The sequence below is a fragment of the Collinsella aerofaciens genome, from assembly GCF_018785265.1.
In the GTDB taxonomy this organism is placed as follows: domain Bacteria; phylum Actinomycetota; class Coriobacteriia; order Coriobacteriales; family Coriobacteriaceae; genus Collinsella; species Collinsella aerofaciens_AI.
The window spans coordinates 124143-140355 of sequence record NZ_WQPK01000045.1; the positions used below are offsets into that span (position 1 = coordinate 124143).

General features: G+C 61.0%; 21 protein-coding genes. 20 read left to right on the forward strand and 1 reads right to left on the reverse strand.

Annotated features, from left to right (window positions below; genetic code table 11):
• Positions 1-18: 18 nt before the first annotated feature.
• From dpaL to hydA, 5 genes are all read left to right on the forward strand, one after another.
• Positions 19-1233: a diaminopropionate ammonia-lyase gene (gene dpaL, locus GPK42_RS07980; RefSeq protein WP_215694723.1), complete on the forward strand. Its 1215-nt coding sequence runs from the start codon at positions 19-21 to the stop codon at positions 1231-1233.
• A gap of 74 nt (positions 1234-1307) precedes the next feature.
• Positions 1308-2693, forward strand: a complete 1386-nt coding sequence (locus GPK42_RS07985; protein WP_215694724.1) for a YgeY family selenium metabolism-linked hydrolase — start codon at positions 1308-1310, stop codon at positions 2691-2693.
• 201 nt (positions 2694-2894) lie between these two features.
• On the forward strand, positions 2895-4097 hold the full coding sequence (gene ygeW / locus GPK42_RS07990; RefSeq protein ID WP_055287465.1) for a knotted carbamoyltransferase YgeW: 1203 nt from the start codon (positions 2895-2897) through the stop codon (positions 4095-4097).
• Positions 4098-4246: 149 nt separating this feature from the next.
• Positions 4247-4861 (forward strand): nucleotidyltransferase family protein, encoded by a 615-nt coding sequence (locus GPK42_RS07995; protein ID WP_195232232.1) that lies wholly within the window; start codon positions 4247-4249, stop codon positions 4859-4861.
• An 8-nt stretch (positions 4862-4869) separates the two neighbouring features.
• Entirely contained in the window at positions 4870-6237 is a 1368-nt protein-coding gene (gene hydA / locus GPK42_RS08000) for a dihydropyrimidinase (protein WP_215694725.1), read from the forward strand.
• A gap of 20 nt (positions 6238-6257) precedes the next feature.
• On the opposite strand, the gene yqeC is transcribed toward hydA, so the two are convergent.
• Positions 6258-6995, reverse strand: coding sequence for a selenium cofactor biosynthesis protein YqeC (gene yqeC / locus GPK42_RS08005; protein ID WP_215694726.1), 738 nt, complete (start codon positions 6993-6995; stop codon positions 6258-6260).
• A 102-nt stretch (positions 6996-7097) separates the two neighbouring features.
• Here yqeC and yqeB point away from each other — a divergent pair, with 102 nt between their 5' ends.
• From yqeB to rpmJ, 15 genes are all read left to right on the forward strand, one after another.
• Complete coding sequence (gene yqeB, locus GPK42_RS08010; protein ID WP_215694727.1) at positions 7098-7892, forward strand: selenium-dependent molybdenum cofactor biosynthesis protein YqeB; 795 nt, start codon at positions 7098-7100, stop codon at positions 7890-7892.
• A 9-nt stretch (positions 7893-7901) separates the two neighbouring features.
• Positions 7902-8945 (forward strand): XdhC family protein, encoded by a 1044-nt coding sequence (locus GPK42_RS08015; RefSeq protein WP_215694728.1) that lies wholly within the window; start codon positions 7902-7904, stop codon positions 8943-8945.
• Between the two features lie 311 nt (positions 8946-9256).
• The gene (gene rplE / locus GPK42_RS08020; RefSeq protein ID WP_152073525.1) at positions 9257-9814 is read left to right on the forward strand and encodes a 50S ribosomal protein L5; all 558 of its coding nucleotides are present in this window, start codon (positions 9257-9259) and stop codon (positions 9812-9814) included.
• Positions 9815-9893: 79 nt separating this feature from the next.
• Complete coding sequence (locus GPK42_RS08025) at positions 9894-10079, forward strand: type Z 30S ribosomal protein S14 (RefSeq protein ID WP_022094280.1); 186 nt, start codon at positions 9894-9896, stop codon at positions 10077-10079.
• 119 nt (positions 10080-10198) lie between these two features.
• Positions 10199-10597, forward strand: coding sequence for a 30S ribosomal protein S8 (gene rpsH / locus GPK42_RS08030; protein WP_215694729.1), 399 nt, complete (start codon positions 10199-10201; stop codon positions 10595-10597).
• Between the two features lie 33 nt (positions 10598-10630).
• On the forward strand, positions 10631-11167 hold the full coding sequence (gene rplF / locus GPK42_RS08035) for a 50S ribosomal protein L6 (RefSeq protein ID WP_006235263.1): 537 nt from the start codon (positions 10631-10633) through the stop codon (positions 11165-11167).
• A gap of 75 nt (positions 11168-11242) precedes the next feature.
• Complete coding sequence (rplR, locus tag GPK42_RS08040; protein ID WP_055252235.1) at positions 11243-11611, forward strand: 50S ribosomal protein L18; 369 nt, start codon at positions 11243-11245, stop codon at positions 11609-11611.
• 14 nt (positions 11612-11625) lie between these two features.
• Positions 11626-12150: a 30S ribosomal protein S5 gene (rpsE, locus tag GPK42_RS08045; RefSeq protein WP_006235265.1), complete on the forward strand. Its 525-nt coding sequence runs from the start codon at positions 11626-11628 to the stop codon at positions 12148-12150.
• 2 nt (positions 12151-12152) lie between these two features.
• On the forward strand, positions 12153-12335 hold the full coding sequence (rpmD, locus tag GPK42_RS08050) for a 50S ribosomal protein L30 (protein ID WP_006235266.1): 183 nt from the start codon (positions 12153-12155) through the stop codon (positions 12333-12335).
• 3 nt (positions 12336-12338) lie between these two features.
• A complete protein-coding gene (rplO, locus tag GPK42_RS08055; protein WP_006235267.1) occupies positions 12339-12788 on the forward strand; it encodes a 50S ribosomal protein L15 in 450 nt (149 codons plus the stop codon).
• On the forward strand, positions 12782-14068 hold the full coding sequence (gene secY, locus GPK42_RS08060) for a preprotein translocase subunit SecY (protein ID WP_117734357.1): 1287 nt from the start codon (positions 12782-12784) through the stop codon (positions 14066-14068). The genes rplO and secY overlap by 7 nt, the downstream gene beginning before the upstream one ends.
• An 18-nt stretch (positions 14069-14086) precedes the next feature.
• Entirely contained in the window at positions 14087-14713 is a 627-nt protein-coding gene (locus tag GPK42_RS08065; RefSeq protein WP_215694730.1) for an adenylate kinase, read from the forward strand.
• Complete coding sequence (gene map, locus GPK42_RS08070) at positions 14710-15498, forward strand: type I methionyl aminopeptidase (RefSeq protein ID WP_006235270.1); 789 nt, start codon at positions 14710-14712, stop codon at positions 15496-15498. Before GPK42_RS08065 ends, map begins: the two co-directional genes overlap by 4 nt.
• A gap of 232 nt (positions 15499-15730) precedes the next feature.
• On the forward strand, positions 15731-15949 hold the full coding sequence (gene infA, locus GPK42_RS08075; protein WP_035137443.1) for a translation initiation factor IF-1: 219 nt from the start codon (positions 15731-15733) through the stop codon (positions 15947-15949).
• Between the two features lie 147 nt (positions 15950-16096).
• The gene (gene rpmJ / locus GPK42_RS08080) at positions 16097-16210 is read left to right on the forward strand and encodes a 50S ribosomal protein L36 (protein WP_006363204.1); all 114 of its coding nucleotides are present in this window, start codon (positions 16097-16099) and stop codon (positions 16208-16210) included.
• The last annotated feature ends 3 nt before the right edge of the window (positions 16211-16213 follow it).

The window sequence follows — 16213 nt, forward strand, 5'->3', positions numbered from 1 at the left end:
ACTTAAGGAGTTCACCGTATGGCCGATAAGATCCAGTGGGCGGGCAACACGATGCCCAAGAGCGATGACAAGCACTTGGGAATCATGAGTCTCGACCACGTGAAGAAGGCCCGCGCCTTCCACCAGTCGTTCCCCCAGTACACCGTCACTCCGCTTGCCCGCCTGGACGGCCAGGCTGCGCGCCTGGGTCTGTCCAACCTGTGCGTTAAGGACGAGAGCTATCGCTTTGGCCTCAACGCCTTTAAGGTTCTGGGCGGTTCGTTTGCCATGGCCAACTACATTGCCGACGAGACCGGCAAGGACGTTGCCGAGTGCACCTTCGATTACCTGACTTCCGATCAGCTGGTCAAGGACTTTGGCCAGGCTACCTTCTTTACCGCCACCGACGGCAACCATGGCCGCGGTGTGGCATGGGCTGCCAACAAGCTGGGCCAGAAGGCCGTCGTGCACATGCCCAAGGGTTCCACCAAGCCCCGCTTTGATAACATCGCCGCCGAGGGCGCAACGGTGACCATCGAAGAGGTCAACTACGACGAGTGCGTGCGCATGGCCGCTGCCGAGGCCGACGCCTGCGAGCGCGGCGTCATCGTTCAGGACACCGCCTGGGAGGGCTACGAGAAGATCCCGTCCTGGATCATGGAGGGTTACGGCACCATGGCTTCCGAGGCTGCCGAGCAGCTGCGCGAGATGGCCATCAACCGCCCGACGCACGTGTTTGTCCAGGCTGGCGTGGGTTCGCTCGCCGGCGCCGTGGTGGGCTACTTCACCAACCTGTATCCCGATAACCCGCCCACCTTCGTCGTGGCTGAGTGCGCGCCTGCCGCCTGTCTGTACAAGGGCGCTGCCGCCGGCGACGGCGATCCGCGCATCGTGGACGGCGACATGCCCTCCATCATGGCCGGTCTGTGCTGCGGCGAGCCCAACATTCTGGGCTGGGATATCCTGCGCAACCACGTCACCGCCTTCGTGTCCTGCCCCGACTGGGTCACCGCTCGCGGCATGCGCACCCTGGGCGCTCCCGAGAAGGGCGACCCGCGCGTCATCTCCGGCGAGTCCGGCGCTGTGACCACCGGCCTGGTCGAGACCCTCATGCTCGATCCCGAGTACGCCGAGCTCAAGGAACTCATCGGCCTGGACAAGACGAGCTCCGTGCTCTGCTTCTCCACCGAGGGCGACACCGATCCCGACCAGTATCGCCGCATTGTTTGGGAAGGCGAATATCCCACTTGCTAATCGTTGGGGCGGAGTAAATAGGTATCGCTCCGCCACCTCACAGGTAGATTCCTTCGTTTGAAAGGTTATGAACAATGGCTAAAGAACTCGATTTCGACGCTATCAAGGCTGCTGCTGAGTCCCATCGTGCTGATATGACTCGCTTCCTGCGCGCTATGATCTCCCATCCCTCTGAGTCTTGCGAGGAGGGTGAGGTTGTTGCCTGCATCAAGGCCGAGATGGAGAGCCTTGGTTATGACGAGGTCAAGGTCGACGGCCTGGGCAACGTCATGGGCTTTATGGGCGAGGGCGACAAGATCATCGCCATCGACTCTCACATCGACACCGTCGGCATCGGCAACATCGAGAACTGGGACGCCGATCCCTATGAGGGCTACGAGACCGACGAGATCATCTACGGCCGCGGCGGCTCCGACCAGGAGGGTGGCATGGCTTCCGCTACCTACGCAGCCAAGATGATGAAGGACATGGGCCTCATCCCCGAGGGCTACAAGATCATGGTCGTCGGCACCGTCCAGGAAGAGGACTGCGACGGCATGTGCTGGCAGTACATCTACAACAAGGACGGCATTAAGCCCGAGTTCGTCATTTCCACCGAGCCCACCGACGGCGGCATCTATCGCGGTCACCGCGGCCGCATGGAGATCCGCGTCGACGTTCACGGTACCTCCTGCCACGGCTCCGCTCCCGACCGCGGCGACAACGCCATCTACAAGATGGCCGACATCATCGCCGACGTCCGCGCCCTCAACAACAACGTGTGCGACGAGTCGACCGACATCAAGGGTCTCGTCAAGATGCTCGACCCCAAGTACAATCCCGAGCACTTCGAGGACGCCCGCTTCCTGGGCCGCGGCACCTGCACCGTCAGCCAGATCTTCTACACCAGCCCCAGCCGCTGCGCCGTGGCCGATTCCTGCGCCATCTCCATCGACCGTCGCATGACCGCCGGCGAGACCTGGGAGTCCTGCCTGGACGAGATCCGCAACCTGCCGGCCGCCAAGAAGTACGGCGACGACGTGAAGGTCTCCATGTACATGTACGACCGTCCGTCCTGGACCGGCGAGGTCTACGAGACCGAGGCTTACTTCCCCACGTGGATCAACAAGGAGACCGCTCCGCACGTCAAGGCCCTCGTCGACGCCCACAAGGCCATGTTTGGTGACGAGCGCATCGGCTGTGAGCCCAGCATGGACAAGCGTACCGGTCGCCCGCTGTGCGACAAGTGGACTTTCTCCACGAACTGCGTCTCCATCCAGGGCCGCTACGGCATCCCCTGCGTGGGCTTTGGCCCGGGTGCCGAGTCTCAGGCTCATGCTCCCAACGAGGTCACCTACAAGGACGACCTGGTCACCGCTGCCGCCATGTACGTGGCTGCCCTGAACCTCTACGATCCGAGCCAGGCCGATGGCGACGCCACCGTGTTCCGCGCCGGTCTGACCAACAACAAGATCGATTAGTCCCATTCCTCGATTTTGTTGAGCCGGGGGCCGCTCGTGTCCCCGGCACCCCCTGTTGACTTGGGGCCCGCGGTCGTTATCTCCCATGCTTCCTCAACGGTGGCGGGTCCTCGTCATGGTGCTCTGCATGTTCTAGCCACACGCGCATGCCGGAGCACATCTACTCACTGCGATCGTTTCATCTTTAGAAAGGACATTTCCATGGACGCTAAGTTTACCGAGCTCGTCGAGCAGCTGAACGGCCTCGATTTTAAGGGTATGTACGGCAGCGACTTCCTGCACACCTGGGACAAGACCACCGATGAACTCAAGGCTCTCTACATCGTCGCCGACGCACTGCGCGAGCTGCGTGAGAACAACGTTTCGTCCAAGATCTTCGACTCGGGCCTGGCCGTCTCCCTGTTCCGTGACAACTCCACCCGTACGCGCTTCTCCTTCTCTAAGGCCGCCAACCTGCTCGGCCTCGAGCTGCAGGACCTGGACGAGAAGAAGTCCCAGATTGCTCACGGCGAGACCGTCCGCGAGACCGCTACCATGATCTCCTTCATGGCCGACGTCATCGGCATCCGCGATGACATGTACATCGGCAAGGGCGACGCCTACATGGCCGAGGTCTCTGAGTCCGTGCAGCAGGCCTACGAGGACGGCGTTCTGGATCACCGTCCCACGCTCATCTCCCTGCAGTCCGATTCCGACCACCCCACGCAGTCCTCTGCCGACATGCTCTACCTCATCAACGAGTTTGGCGGCCTCGAGAACCTCAAGGGCAAGAAGGTTGCCGTCACCTGGGCCTATTCGCCCTCTTACGGCAAGCCGCTGTCCTGCCCGCAGTCGCTGATCAGCCTGCTGCCCCGCTTTGGCATGGACGTCACCCTGGCTCACCCCGAGGGCTATGACCTCATGCCCGAGGTCGTCGAGCGCGCCAAGGGCTACGCCGCCGAGTCCGGCACCACCTTTAAGCAGGTCAACACCATGGCCGAGGCCTTCGAGGGCGCCGACATCGTGATCCCCAAGAGCTGGGCTCCGTTTGCCGCCATGGAGAAGCGCACCAACCTGTACGCCGAGGGCGACGACGCCGGCATCGCAGCGCTCGAGAAGGAGCTGCTCGCCCAGAACGCCACCCATCAGGACTGGTGCTCCACGACCGAGCTCATGGAGAAGACTGCCAACGGCCAAGACACCATCTTTATGCACCCGCTGCCCGCCGACATCTCCGGTGTTTCCTGTGAGCACGGCGAGGTTAACGCCGACGTCTTCGACATGCACCGCGTGGGCATGTACAAGGAGGCCAGCTACAAGCCGTACGCCATCGCTGCCATGATGTTCCTGCAGAAGGTTGCCGATCCCGCCGCTACCCTCAAGGCCCTCGACGAGCGCAACACCGCCCGTTGGCTCCAGGCCTAAAGCCGGGTTGAGGTAAGCCATGTAAAGGGGGCGCTCTGCCAACCGGCGGGGTGCCCTTTTTTGCATCGCGGGCGTGCGGGATAAGCGCTTTCGATGTGGATGCCCGCGGCGCGAGTTATGGGTACGATGGTTTCGGGGGAGGTATCACCATGAGACTTGGATGCGTCATTATGGCTTCGGGCGAGGGCAAGCGGTTTGGCTCTAACAAGATGCTTGCCGATATCTATGGCGAGCCGCTGATTGCCCGGGCCATCGATTCGGTTCCCCGGGGCTTTGACGTCGTGGTTTCGACGCGTTGGCCCGAGGTCGCTCAGATTTGCGAGGACAAGCATTGCCCGTGCGTTCTGCACGATGGCGAGCTGCGCAGCGAAAGCGTCCGTGCGGGCCTTTCGTGGGGAGTCGAACGCAACTGGAAAGGTTGCCTCTTTTTGCCGGGCGACCAGCCGCTTGTGAGCACGGACTCTTTTGAGGCCATGGTTCGCGCGTTTGACGAGCGTGGCCGCAAACATCCGGTGCGTTTGGCGTGCAACGGTGAGCCTTCGAGCCCGGTGCTCTTTCCGGCGGAACTATTCGATGCACTCATGCGTCTTGAGGGCAAGGACGGCGGGGGCTCGATTCTCAAGGACCGTACCGACGTGGTGCTGGTCGAGGCGCGTGCCTACGAGCTGTGGGATGTCGATACCGCAGAGGGACAGCGACGCATAACGGAGCATATCGCGGCCTGCTCGTATTTTGATCGCGTGGCCAACTGTATTAATCAATAAGGAGCAACATGATCATCATCAAAAACGGCGCGCTCGTGACGCCCCAGGGGCTTCGCCGCGCCGATCTTGCCATGGAGGGCGACAAGATTGTGCGGATTGCCGCGGCGATTGAGCCGGCCGAGGGCGATACCGTCGAGGACGCCGCGGGCTGCTGGGTGTTTCCCGGCTTTATCGACGGCCACACGCACATGCAGTGCTGGACTGGCATGGATTGGACAGCCGATAGCTTTGAAACCGGCACGCGTGCGGCTGCCTGCGGCGGTACGACGACCATCGTGGACTACGCGACGGCTGATCGCGGCGTGACCATGCCCGATGCCTTGGCCGAGTGGCATCGCCGTGCCGACGGAACCTGCACGGCCAACTACGCCTTTCATATGGCACTCGCCGAGTGGAATGAACGCAACCGCGCCGATCTTTCGGCTATGCGCGAGGCGGGCGTATCGTCGTTTAAGACCTACTTTGCCTACGATCATTTGCGCCTGGACGATGCCGAGACGCTCGAGGTGCTCGAGGGGCTCAAGCGTATTGGCGGCATACTGTGCGTGCATTGCGAGAACGGTACGCTGGTGAATGAGCTGCAGAAGCGCGTGTACGAGCAGGGGATTCATGGGCCCGAGGGGCATGCGCTCAGCCGCCCGGACGTGTGTGAGGCCGAAGCCGTGAGCCGCCTGCTGTATCTGGCGCACCTGGCCGGCGACGCCCCAGTCAACGTGGTGCACCTTTCGACCAAGTTGGGGCTCGGGGCCATTCGTGCTGCCAAAGCGCGCGGGCAGAAGAATATCTATGTCGAGACCTGCCCCCAATATCTGATGCTTGACGACACCTGCTATCTGGAGCAGGGCGAGGACGGCTTTGCGGGCGCCAAGTACGTGATGAGCCCGCCGCTGCGCCATGCCGGTGACCGTGCGGCACTGCGCGAGGCGCTTGTGGCCGGCGAGATCGATACGATTGCGACCGATCATTGCAGCTTTAACCTGCACGGGCAAAAGGACCGCGGGCGCGACGATTTCCGCGCGATTCCCAACGGCGGGCCCGGCGTGGAGCATCGTCCCGTCGCGATTGCCACGAGCTTTGAGGGACAGCTGGGACCCGAGGACCTCTGCCGCTTGATGAGCGAGAACCCGGCGCGCGTCTTTGGCATGTATCCGCGCAAGGGCTGTCTTGCCGAGGGCTCCGATGCCGACGTGTGCGTGTGGGATCCCAAGGCGCGCTGGACGATCAGCGCCGCGACGCAGCATCAGGCCGTGGACTACACGCCGCTCGAGGGTTTTGAGGCACATGGCCGCGCCAAGGCTGTTTACGTCAACGGCGTGCTGGTGGCGCGCGATGGCGAGCCCACCGGAGCTCAGCCCGGTCGCTACGTGCCCCGCTAACGGGGACGACGCCAAATTAGCTACCCTTTGAGGCTGGTGGTGATGATGGAACGGCCGAGGGCTGCTTCGAAGCGATCTGCCATCGTTGGGTCGGCAAGCGTGTCGACTTGGTTGAGCATGATGCGGGCATTGTTGAGGTTCAGCATCCGCAGCTCGGCATTGAGCACCTGGGCGACGCGCTCTGGGGTGGCAGTGTCGGTGAGCTCGCAGCCGCAACGCTCGCAAAAGAGCTCGGGGCGGTGGACAACCTCGGCGACGGGTTTGCCCAGTCCCGAGGCGCCGACGACCCAGACAACGTTTGCCGTGGCGGCGGGAATTACCGGCTCCCAGGCGGCATGCGCCTTGAGCGGGAGTCGCTTGCTACCGTCTGCCTCGGCCAACACATAGTCAAAGCGCTGTGCCAGCTCGCCGAGTGGCTCGGCGGGGGCGGAGAGCTTGCCTGTCTCCGGGTCCAAGATGCCTGCCTGGCAGATGCCTCCGCGTGCAAGCCCCGCGCAGGCCTCGCAGGTGCAGCCTGGGGCGTGTGGGGCACCTGGCTTCCAAGGCGCGGCGTCCAGGCGACGATTCGACCCGTCCCATGGCACGCCGGCAACGGGAAGCATATGCGTGGTGGTGCAGAGGAGCACGCGGCCGCCAGCGCGCATAAGCTCAAGGCCGAGCGTCTTCAGCAAGGTCGACTTGCCTCCACTGCCGATAATTGCGGTAATGCCCGGCTCGATCTTGAGCGCGGAGGCAAGGTTTCCGCTCGTCGTTTCCATCTGTTCACCGCCGTATAATACTGTGATAATAAATAATCATCAGAGTAGCGGTCGAACCGCATTTGCTCTGCTCAAACCGTAGCACAGGGAGGTGTCCCGGGAATGCTCGTTTATGTTCGCGGCGCCGGCGATATCGCCACGGGCGTCGCCGCTCGCTTGGTGCGCGCCGGCGTGTCGGTCGTTATGGCCGATATCGCGGTTCCCACGTGCATCCGCCGCACAATCAGTTTTTGCGAGGCTATTCGCTTGGGCGAGGTCGAGGTCGAGGGCATTCGCGCTCGCTTGGCACAGACGCCGGCAGAGGCGCTTGCAATTACCGAGGCTGGAGACGTCGCCGTTGTGGTGGACCCCCAGGCCAAGATGCTCGGCGAGCTGAAACCCGCTGCCGTGGTCGACGCGATTCTGGCTAAGCGCAACCTGGGTACCACGCGCGACATGGCGCCTGCCGTCATCGCCGTGGGGCCGGGCTTTACCGCGCCGGTTGACTGCGACGCCGTGGTCGAAACCATGCGCGGGCATTTCCTGGGCCGTGTCATTACCCAGGGTTCGCCCCAACCCAACACGGGCGTGCCGGGCATTATCGCTGGCTATGGAAGAGAGCGCGTTATCCACAGCCCCGCCGCCGGCGTGTTTCGGTCCGACCGCGCGATCGGCGACATCGTGAGCGCCGGAGACGTGATTGGCTACGCGGGCGATTCGCCCATGTGCACGCAGATCGATGGCTGTCTGCGCGGGCTTTTGGCGAACGGCGTGCAGGTGACTGAGGGCTTTAAATGCGCCGATGTCGATCCGCGCGGCGATGCCAGCTATATCAACTACATTTCGGACAAGGCGACGTCGGTCGGCGGCGGTGTGCTCGAGGCACTCGCCATGCTCATCGGTGTATTCCAGGGATAGGAAATTGCAATGGAAAAGCTCGATGTGGTGAATGCGGCGCTTGCCGCCCTGCGTGCTGGCGAGACGTGCGAGCTCGTGGTCGTGGCCGGCACGGCGGGGTCGTCGCCGCGCGGCGTGGGCGCATGGATGACCGTCTTTGCCGATGGAAGCCAGGCGGGCACTATCGGCGGCGGCAAGATTGAGCTCTTTGCGCTGAATGAGGCGCGCGAGCTGCTGGCCGGGGGTAAATCGCGTCTGGTCCGCTACACCATGGGCGGCGAGAACTCCGATACCGGCATGATCTGCGGCGGAGCTATCTGCTTGTGCTATCTGCACCTGGACGAGACCAAGGTACCGTTGTTCCAGGAAATTGCCGACGTCTTGGCGTATCGACGCATCGGCGACTTCGTCATTGACTTTGAGCCGTTTATCGCAAGCGCGCTCGAGGGCGATGTGGCCGAGTACCATGGCGAGGCATCGCGCCATACCATTGCGGGCTGCCCCGGGCTTTCACTGGTGGAGGAGGGGAGTAACGTCACCTACACTAACGCCGCCTCCGAGATTCCTCCCGCGCACATCGAGACGCTCTGCCCCGAGGGCCTGACCTATATCTTTGGCTGCGGCCACGTGGGCGCCGCGACGGCGCGGGTGCTCATGGCGGCGGGCTTTGCCGTCGTGGCGTGCGACGACCGCCCCGGCACGCTGACCCCCGATTGGGTGCCCGGTGTCTACGACCGTCGTCTGGTCGACTACAAGAGCCTGAGCAAGCAGTGCCCCATCGGCCCGCGCGACCTGGTGGTCGTCGCCACGGCGGGTCACAAGTCCGATATCGACGTGGTGATTCAGGCCATGCGCGCCAAGCCTGCCTACCTGGGCTGTCTGGGTTCGCGCCGCAAGACGGCCTTTGTGCGTGCCCGCCTGGAGCAGGAAGGCTTTACGCAGGACCAGATCGACGAGCTGCACCTTCCGATCGGCGTCGCCATCGAGGCCGAGGACCCCGAGGAGATCGCCATCTCCATCGCCGCCGAGATGATCCACCTGCGACGCACCAAACTCGTCCCCCGCAAGCGCTAATCGCATCCCCACCAATAAGTTGCGGTGAAATACGGATTGTTTAAGCCTGTTAGGTCGCCCAACAGTCCCTATTTCACCGCAACTGCTTTTTGGGACCCATTTGTGCGGGGGAGTTGTGGAGTTGTGCAGGCAGACGAGGTTTTTCTGGAAATACGCTCCCGATGCGCGTATAGTACCGATTGTTTTGTCGGCTCCTGCTGCGTCGAGTCCAAACCGCGAAATGCCATGAGCGGCGCGGATGCAGCCAGGAGGCACGAGGACAACCCATCGTGGCCACGCCCCGTGCTTAAAACCCCAAGAAGGAGTGAACAATGGCAGAAGAGAAGTATGTGCCGCGTCTGAAGACCAAGTACAACAACGAGGTCAAGCAGCAGCTTCAGGAAAAGTTCCAGTACGAGAACGTCATGATGATCCCCAAGTTTGAGAAGATCGTCGTGAACATGGGTGTCGGCGAGGCCGCTACCGATTCCAAAGCCATCGACGGTGCCGTGCGCGACCTGCGCGCCATCACCGGCCAGCAGCCGATGATCACCCGTGCCCGCAAGTCCATCGCTACCTTCCGCCTGCGCGCTGGTATGCCGATCGGCTGCAAGGTTACCCTGCGTGGCGACCGTATGTGGGAGTTCTTCGATCGTCTGACCTCCGTCGCGATCCCCCGTATCCGCGACTTCCGCGGCATCTCCGCCAAGAGCTTCGACGGCCGTGGTAACTTCTCCATGGGCGTCACCGAGCAGCTCATCTTCCCCGAGATCGACTTCGACTCCGTCGATCACCAGCGTGGTATGGACATCACTTTCGTGACCACCGCCAACACCGATGAGGAGGCCAAGGCCCTTCTGGACGCCTTCGGTTTCCCGTTCAAGAAATAGGTTCACCTGCCCTATAAGCGCCGTTCCCACAAGGGGGCGGCGCTTGGGGCGAACAATACTCTATGTGAGGAGGATATAAGTGGCTAAGACATCGATGATCGTCAAGTGCAATCGCAAGCAGAAGTTCTCTACTCGTGAGTACACGCGCTGCCAGCGCTGCGGCCGTCCGCACTCTGTGTACCGCAAGTTCGGCCTGTGCCGTGTCTGCTTCCGTGAGCTTGCACTCAAGGGCGAGCTTCCCGGCGTTAAGAAGGCCAGCTGGTAAGTCACTACCAGCGTTTCAAGCATCAGTTTGGAACAGGGAAAACGCGCTAAATAGGCTTTGCCGTTAAGGGCGGCGAAGAACCAAGAGCACGTGTTCATCAAGAACGAAGGAGAATCTGTATGAACCTTACAGACCCGATCGCAGATATGCTTACGCGCATCCGTAACGCTAACTCTGTGAACAAGGCCACGGTCTCCATGCCGAGCAGCAAGAAGCTCGTCGAGATCGCTCGTGTTCTGCACGAGGAGGGCTACATCGAGGGCTACGATGTCGAGGACACCGTTCCCCAGAAGACTCTGCACATCACGCTTAAGTATGGTCCCAAGAAGGCTAAGGTCATCAACGGCATCCGCCGCATTTCCAAGCCGGGCCTGCGTAAGTACACCGGCGTTGCCGACATGCCCCGCGTCCGCGGTGGCCTTGGTACCGCCATTATTTCCACCAGCCATGGCGTTATGACCGACCGCGATGCTCGCAAGCACAACGTCGGCGGCGAGATCATCGCTTTCGTCTGGTAATTCGCTCGGTAGGTAGAAGGAAAGGAGATCACCGTGTCTCGTATCGGTAATAAGCCTGTCCAGATTCCCGCCGGAGTCGAAGTGGCAGTCAACGGCAACAACGTTGTCGTCAAGGGCCCCAAGGGCCAGCTCGAGCTCGATGTCTTTGAGAAGCTCGCTATCAACGTCGAGGACAACGTCCTCACCGTTTCCCGTCCCGACGACGAGCGTGAGACCCGTGCCCGCCACGGCCTCACCCGCGCCCTCATCCACAACATGGTTGTTGGCGTTTCCGAGGGCTTCGAGAAGAAGCTCGAGCTCGCCGGCGTCGGTTACCGCGTGCAGCAGAAGGGCAAGAACCTCGAGTTCTCCCTGGGCTTCTCGCACCCCGTGATCGTCGAGGCTCCCGAGGGCATCACCTTCGAGGTTCCCGACAACACCCACGTGAACGTCAAGGGTATCAACAAGCAGCAGGTCGGTCAGATCGCCGCTGAGATCCGCGGCCATCGTCCTCCCGAGCCTTACAAGGGCAAGGGTATCCACTATGTTGGCGAGCACATCCGCCGCAAGCTGGGTAAGGCCGCCAAGTAGTCGTAACTGACTCACTCGCATAAGACCAGCACCCCGTTAGGTGCTGGCAAGATCAACCTTTTTAGGAGTTTACGTATGAACAAGCATAAGGCGAAGCTGGAAGGCCTCAAGCGTCGTCAGCGTCGTGTTCGCGGCAAGGTCTCGGGTACCGCCGAGCGTCCGCGTCTTCGCGTGACCCGTACTAACGCCAACATCTATGCCCAGATCATCGACGACAGCAAGGGCTCCAGCCTGACGCTCGTCTCCGCCTCGACCCTCGAGGCCGAGTTCAAGGGCACCCACACCTCGAACAAGGAGGCTGCGGAGAAGGTCGGTCAGCTCGTTGGCAAGCGTGCCATCGAGGCCGGCATCACCAAGGTCGCTTTCGATCGTGGTGGCCGTATCTACCATGGCCGCGTCAAGGCCCTCGCCGACGGTGCTCGTGCCGCCGGTCTCGAGTTCTAGGAGGTATGTAGCACATGGCTCGTAATCAGAAGCAGCAGCGCGAGGCCTCCGAGTTCGAGGAGCGCGTCGTTTACATCAACCGCGTGTCGAAGACCGTCAAGGGTGGTCGTCGCATGAGCCTCGTCGCTCTCGTCGTCGTTGGCGACGGCAAGGGCAACGTCGGCGTTGGCATGGGCAAGTCCGCTGAGGTGCCCATGGCCATCTCCAAGGCGTCTCTCGATGCCAAGAAGAACATGTTCCACGTGCCGGTGACCGAGCAGGGCACCATTCCGCACGAGGTTCTCGGTCACTTTGGTGCCGGCCGCATCATCATCAAGCCCGCTGTCGAGGGTACCGGCGTTATCGCCGGCGGCGCTGTGCGTCCCCTCTTCGAGCTTGCTGGCATCAAGAACGTCCTGTCCAAGTCCCTCGGTACCGACAACGGCCTCAACATCATCAAGGCTGCCGTCGAGGGCCTCAAGGAGCTCTCCAGCCCTGAGGACGTCGCGGCTCGCCGTGGCCTGACGGTCTCCGAGATGTTCGTCGGTAAGGAGAACTAAGCATGGCTGACACCATCAAGATCAAGCAGGTCCGCAGCACCAACGGTTGCAAGCAGGACCAGGTCCGTACTGTCCGTGCCCTCGGTCTCCACAGGATCCGCGAGGTTCGCGAGATTGCTGACAACGAGTCCGTCCGCGGCATGATCTTCAAGGTCAAGCACCTTGTCGAGATTGTAGAGGAGTAGCAAATGCAGCTTCACGATCTTACTCCCGCGCCCGGTTCCACCAAGAACCGCAAGCGCGTCGGCCGTGGCAATTCTTCGGGTCACGGCACCACTTCTGGCCGCGGTCAGAAGGGCCAGGGTTCCCGCTCTGGCGGCACCAAGGGTGCCGGCTTCGAGGGTGGCCAGACTCCGCTGGCTATGCGCCTGCCCAAGCTTCCGGGCTTCCGCAACCCCCGTCGTATCGAGTACACCGCTGTTAACGTTGAGCGTCTCGAGCGCAAGTTCGAGGACGGCGCTGTGATCGACGGTGCCGCTCTTAAGGCCGCTCGCATCACCAAGAGCGAGTTCGAGCCCGTCAAGGTGCTCGGCAATGGTGAGCTCACCAAGAAGTTCACGGTCAAGGTCGACAAGGTCAGCGCTTCTGCGCAGGCCAAGATCGAGGCCGCCGGCGGAAAGGTCGAGCTGCCGTGCTAAATGGTCTTAAGAATGCTTTCCGCATCAAAGAATTGCGCGAAAAGATTCTTTTTACCATAGCTATGCTCGTCGTGTACCGCATTGGTGCGCACGTTCCTGTGCCCGGCATTCCCTTCCAGGGGATGCTGGGCCTTTTCTCGACCGATAACAATTCGGTCGCCGCAGGTGCTATGGCCCTCCTGAATCTTTTCTCTGGTGGCGCGTTGAGCTATGTTTCGGTGTTCTCCCTGGGCATCATGCCTTACATCACCAGCTCGATCATCCTCCAGATGCTCCAGGCCGTTGTGCCTTCCCTGCATGAGCTTGCCCGCGAGGGCGAGGTCGGTCAGACCAAGATTACGCAGTATTCGCGTTACCTCACTCTGGCTCTGGCAATCCTCAACTCCGTGGGTTACCTCTTCCTCTTTAAGAGCTTCGGCATCAGCTTTACTGGCGCCGGCGCTCCCGAGATCATCTTCGACCTCATGATCGTCGGCACGCTCACCGCGGGCGCCATGCTGATCATGTGGATTGGTGAGCTCATCACCCAGCGCGGTATCGGCAATGGCATGTCGCTGATCATCTTCGCGAACATCATGGCCGGCCTGCCGCAGGCGATCTTCTCCAGCACCGAGGGCAATGCCGGTGGCATCATCACCATGGTGATCATCTGCGCCATCATCTTGCTGGTCATCCCGCTGATTGTTTTCCTTGAGCGCGGCCAGCGCCGCATCCCGGTCTCCTACGCTAAGCGCGTCGTGGGCCGTCGCATGATGGGTGGTCAGACCACCTACCTGCCCATCAAGGTCAACACCGCGGGCGTCGTGCCGATCATCTTCGCTTCGGCGCTGCTGTACTTCCCGGCCCAGATTGCCGTGTTCTTCCCCGGCATCGGCTGGATCCAGGCAGTTGCCTCTGCGCTTTCGACCGGTTGGCTCAACTGGGTGCTTAACGTTGTCCTCATCGTGTTCTTCGCGTACTTCTACACCTCCATGGTGTTCAACCCCGATGACACGGCCGACAACCTTAAGAAGCAGGGCGGCTTTATTCCGGGCGTCCGTCCGGGTAGGGCTACCGCGGCCTACATCAAGAACGCGCTCAACAAGATCACGCTTCCCAGCGCTGTCTTTTTGGCGCTCATCGCCATCGTGCCTTCGATCATCTTCTCCTTCACGGGTAACCAGCTGATCCAGGCATTTGGCGGCACGTCCATCCTCATCATGGTCGGCGTCGTGCTCGACACGGTCGATAAGCTCGAAGGCCAGATCAAGATGTATGATTACGATGGATTCTTTAAATAGGCTAGAGGAGGATTGCTCATGAACCTCGTATTGCTCGGAGCTCCGGGTGCCGGTAAGGGCACCGTCGCACAGGAGCTCGTCGCCGAGTTTGGCGTCGCTCACATTTCCACGGGCGACCTGCTGCGTGCTGCCGTCAAGGGTGGCACCGAGCTTGGTATTCAGGCTAAGAAGTACATGGACGCTGGCGAGCTTGTTCCCGACCAGCTCGTGATCGACCTTGTCAAGGATCGCCTTGCCGCCGATGACGCCCAGCAGGGCTTCATCCTCGATGGCTTCCCGCGCAACACCGCCCAGGCTGTGACGCTCGATTCCGAGCTCTCCGCCATGGGTCGCGAGATCGACTGCGCCCTTCTGGTCGATGTGGCCCCCGAGGTCATCATCGATCGTCTGTCTTCGCGTCGCACCTGCCGCGCCTGCGGTTACACCGGCACCGCTGCCGATGCCACCTGCCCCAAGTGCGGCGGCGAGATGTATCAGCGCGACGACGACAAGCCCGAGACCATCAAGAACCGTCTCGACGTCTACGAGAAGTCCACGAGCCCGCTCGTCGACTACTATCGTGGTCAGGGTCTGCTCAAGTCGGTCAACGGTGACCAGGCTCGCGAGACCGTGTACGGGGATGTCAAAGAGGCTCTCGGTCTATGATCAAGATTAAGTCTGCAACGCAAATTGAGCAGATGAAGAAGGCAGGAGCGCTATCTAAGATGGCGCTCCGCCACGTTGGAGCCATGGTTCGCCCCGGCGTGTCGACCTTCGAGCTCGATCAGCTTGCCGAGCAGATTATCCGCATGCATGGCGGCACCCCGGCCTTTAAGGGTTACGGCGGCTTCCCGGGGACCATTTGCGCTTCGATCAACGATGCCGTGGTTCACGGTATTCCCAACCCCGATATGATCCTGCGCGATGGCGATATCATCTCCATCGATACGGGAGCTGTCGTTGACGGTTGGGTCGGCGATAACGCTTGGACGTTTTTCGTCGGCACCCCCACCCCCGAGGCCAAGGCCCTGTGCGAGGTTACGCGCGATTGCCTAAAGGCTGCCATCGAGCAGGCTGTTCCCGGTAACCATATCGGGGACGTCGGGTATGCTGTTCAGTCCCTCGCCGAGTCTCACGGTTACGGCGTGCTTCGCGATTACGTGGGGCATGGCATTGGCCGCGTGATGCACGAGGACCCCAACGTTCCTAACTATGGAAAGAAGGGGAGGGGCGTTCGCCTCCAGGCTGGTATGGTCATCGCCATCGAGCCGATGGTTACGATGGGTTCCAATCATGTGAGCACGGGCTCCGATGGTTGGATCGTTACGACCAACGACCACCTGCCCGCCGCGCACTACGAGAACACCGTCGCCATTACCAATGACGGCCCGGTGATTCTTACCACGGATGCCCAAGGTGCTTGGTGTTCGCTCCAAGGCGGAGAAATGTAAAAGTCGCCGCCCCCTGATGCCCAACCTCGCCTTTCAATTTCGAAGGCATGACCCCAAGGTCTATGCCTTCTCATTTCAAGGCGATCTTGGGCATCAGGGAACGGCTTTGTTTTACATTACAAATGTAACAAGTTCCACTTAGTTGTGGAGCCATTACGAAGTTATTACGATGCGTGCATACGTGTTGTAGAATACTCAATCGCTGTCGTTTTCTAGAGAAAGATGATTGCTTGTGAAGAAGGAAGACGCAATTGAGCTCGAGGGTACGGTAAAGGAACCGCTGCCCAACGCCATGTTTAAGGTCGAGCTCGAGAACGGTCATTCGGTTCTGTGCAATATTTCTGGCAAGATCCGAATGAATTACATCCGCATTCTCCCCGGTGACAGGGTTGTCGTGGAGCTTTCCCCGTACGACCTGACCCGCGGTCGCATCACCTATCGCTATAAATAGCGACACGCATACACGCTCTTTTCCGACTGCAGGCTTAGCTCAACCTACGGTCGGTTTGCGTGTGAAGACCAGCCATAGTTTTAAACGCCTGCGGCTGGGCGAGTAGATAGTAGGGAAGTAGTTTGAGCGCTACCGAAAGGAAGAACGATGAAGGTACGTCCTTCGGTCAAGAAGATGTGCGATAAGTGCAAAATCATTAGGCGCCATGGCAAGGTCCTCGTCATTTGCGAGAACCCCCGTCATAAGCAGCGTCAGGGTTAAGAG